This window comes from Pseudomonas sp. EGD-AK9 (assembly GCF_000465935.2).
Taxonomy (GTDB): Bacteria; Pseudomonadota; Gammaproteobacteria; order Pseudomonadales; family Pseudomonadaceae; genus Aquipseudomonas.
The window spans coordinates 1-2,733 of sequence record NZ_AVOF01000388.1 but is presented as its reverse complement, the minus strand read 5'-3'; the positions used below and the strand labels follow the sequence as shown (position 1 = coordinate 2,733).

The following is a 2,733-nucleotide window of genomic DNA, read 5'->3' as shown; positions in this document are numbered from 1 at the left end:
GCTGGCGCTGGGTCAGGGCCGGGCCGCGCCCGGTGAACCAGGTGAACTTGCTCATAGCTGATACCTCAGGGCCAGGCTGCTCTGCAGCCGCTGCGCCTGGCGGAAGGACTCGCGCAGGATGCGCCGGTCCAGGTGGTTGAGGCGGTCGGGGTCGACCCGGTTGGAGTAGGGCAGCTCGTCGCGCGCCTGCAGCTGGTGCTGCTGCATGCGGGTCTGCTGGATGAAGTGGTAGGCCTCCTCGAAGGCGGCGCCGTCCTGGGCCTCGATCACGCCCTTGACCACCAGCGCGCGCAGGCGCTCCAAGGTGCCGACCGCGGCGACGTTGTGGGCCAGGGCGAGCAGGCGGGCGCCGTCGACGAAGGGGGTCAGGCCCTGCACCTTGAGGTCGAGGGTGTCCTTGTCGGCGCCGGAGCGGACCACCACGAAGTCGCGGAAACGGCCCACCGGCGGACGCTGGCGCAGGGCGTTCTCGGCCATCATCTGCTGGAACAGGCTGTTGTTGCCGATACGCCCGAGCAGCTCCTCGCGCAGCTGCTCGCAACCCTCGTCCGGGCCCCAGATCGCCCGCAGGTCGAAGTAGATGGTCGAGCTGAGCAGGTTTTCCGGGGTGGCCTCCAGCACGAAGCCGGCGAAGCGCCGCGACCATTCCTGACGCGACAGGCACAGCTCCGGGTTGCTGGCCATGATGTTGCCTTTGCACAGGGTGAAGCCGCACTGCGCCAGGCGCTGGTTGATGGTGGCGGCCAGCGGCAGCAGGCGCCCGCGGATGGCCGCGGCCTCGGCGGCGTCGGCCGCCTCGAAGAGGATGCCGTTGTCCTGGTCGGTGTGCAGGGTCTGCTCGCGGCGACCTTCGCTGCCGAAGCACAGCCAGGTGAAGGGCACGCCCGGGTCGCCCATTTCTTCGATCGTCAGCTCGATCACCCGGCACACGGTGTGGTCGTTGAGCAGGGTGACGATATGGGTGATCTGCGTCGAGCTGGCGCCGTGGGCCAGCATGCGGTCGACCAGCAGGCGGATGTCGCTGCGCAGCCCGGCCAGGGTCTCGACCTTGCCGGCGTGGCGGATGGTGCGCGCCAGGTGTACCAGGTCGACGCGCTGCAGGCTGAACAGGTCGCGCTCGGAAATCACCCCGCAGAGCCGCTCGTGTTCCACCAGGCAGACGTGGGCGATATGCCGCTCGGTCATGGCGATGGCGGCGTCGAAGGCGCTGGCGTCCGGTGCCAGGTGGAAGGGTTTGGGGGTCATCAGGTTGCTGATCGGCTGGGCCAGATCGACGCCGTCGGCCACCACCCGGCGCAGGTCGCGCAGGGTGAAGATGCCCAGCGGCCGCTCGGCCGGATCGACGATGACGATGCTGCCCACATGCTGTTCGTGCATCAGCCGCACGGCCTCGCGCAGCGGCGTGACAGGGGCGCAGCCGATGGGTTGGCGCATGGCCAGTTCGCCCAGGCGGGTATCCAGCGAATACTGCGCGCCGAGGGTCTCCACCGCGCGCAACTGCACCTGCTGGTTGACCTGGTCGAGCAGGCTGCTGACCCCGCGCAGGGCGAAGTCGCGCAGCGGGTTGGACACGGCGAACAGCTTGACGAAGGCGTGCTTGGCCAGCAGCAGGCAGAAGGTGTCCTCGGCGGCCAGGTGTTCGGTGCGGGTGGCGCGTTCGCCGATCAGCGCGGCCAGCGGGAAGCATTCGCCGGCGGTGATCTCGAAAGTGGTCTCGGTGCCGCGCCGCGCGCTGTGCGGGCGCTCGCCATGCACCCGGCCCTGCTTGACGATGTAGAAGTGCTCGACCGGGCCGTCGCTCGGCTTGATGATCGACTCGCCCTCGCCGTAGAAGCGCAGCTGGCAATGCTCGACCAGAAACGCCAGGTGGGCGGTGTCCATCTGGTTGAAGGGCGGAAACTTCTGCAGGAGCTCCATGGTGCCGTGGATGTTCTGCAGCACCGCGGTCTTGCCCGCATCGGCCAGGGCGTCGGCCTTGCTCATGGGCTTGCGCCTCGCAGTTTCGAGATGCTGCCAGTGTGGCCGCGCGCGTGGGCCTTGGCCATTGCACCTAAGTAGGGGGAGGTCGCTCTTTTTTCTGTTTTTGTCATAAAAATGACGCCTGAAATACTGATATGTGATAAGGCGCAGGCATATGTCAAAATGCCATCTTTTCGCCGGCGGCTCGTCTTTCCGCATGTCGCGGCCGCCCGAACATATCTGGATGTAGTGCGTGAACCTGAGCAAAAGAAGAGGGCGCGTCGTGCCGTGTGGGGCGCGCCGCGCCACGCTGTTTGTCAACACCCTGCTGCTGAGTGCCTGCCTGCAGGCCCAGCCGCATTACGACGCCTTGCTCGAGCAGGCCCGTGCCGGGCATTACCAACCGGCGCTGAGCTTTCTGCGCGGGCAGGTGGGGGGCTGGGCCTCGCCTCGCTACCTACCCGATCACCTGCTGATCGCCGGCTGGGCGGGCGAGGATGCCGAGGTCGTCAGACTCTATGAGGGCTATGGCGCGCAGGTCGCCTTGTCTGCCGACGTGCTGACCGGCGTGGCTCGGGCCTATCGCAATCTGCGCCTGTGGCAGCCGGCGTTGGCAGTCTACGAGCGGGGGCTGACGCATTTCCCCGACCATCCGCCGATGGCGCTCGGTCAGGTGCTGGTCATGGCCGATGCCGGCCAGACGCAACAGGCGGTACGCCGCGGTCTGCGCCTGGTGCAGCAGGCGCCGCAGGACGCCGAGCGCCGGCTGGCGCT

The 2,733-nt window shown here is 67.9% G+C and carries 1 protein-coding gene and 1 pseudogene; one reads left to right on the top strand and one right to left on the bottom strand.

The genetic code is table 11. The annotated features are described in order from the left end of the window. Positions 1–51: 51 nt before the first annotated feature. Positions 52–1,983, bottom strand: a complete 1,932-nt coding sequence (locus N878_RS16995; RefSeq protein ID WP_021444799.1) for a putative nucleotidyltransferase substrate binding domain-containing protein — start codon at positions 1,981–1,983, stop codon at positions 52–54. A gap of 229 nt (positions 1,984–2,212) precedes the next feature. Here N878_RS16995 and N878_RS16990 point away from each other — a divergent pair. After that, positions 2,213–2,733: pseudogene (locus N878_RS16990) on the top strand (poly-beta-1,6 N-acetyl-D-glucosamine export porin PgaA); the annotation flags it as partial.

Excerpts from the sequence above, each read along its gene's own strand:
- N878_RS16995 (WP_021444799.1), bottom strand. The coding sequence starts at position 1,983 with ATGAGCAAGGCCGACGCCCTGGCCGATGCGGGCAAGACCGCGGTGCTG.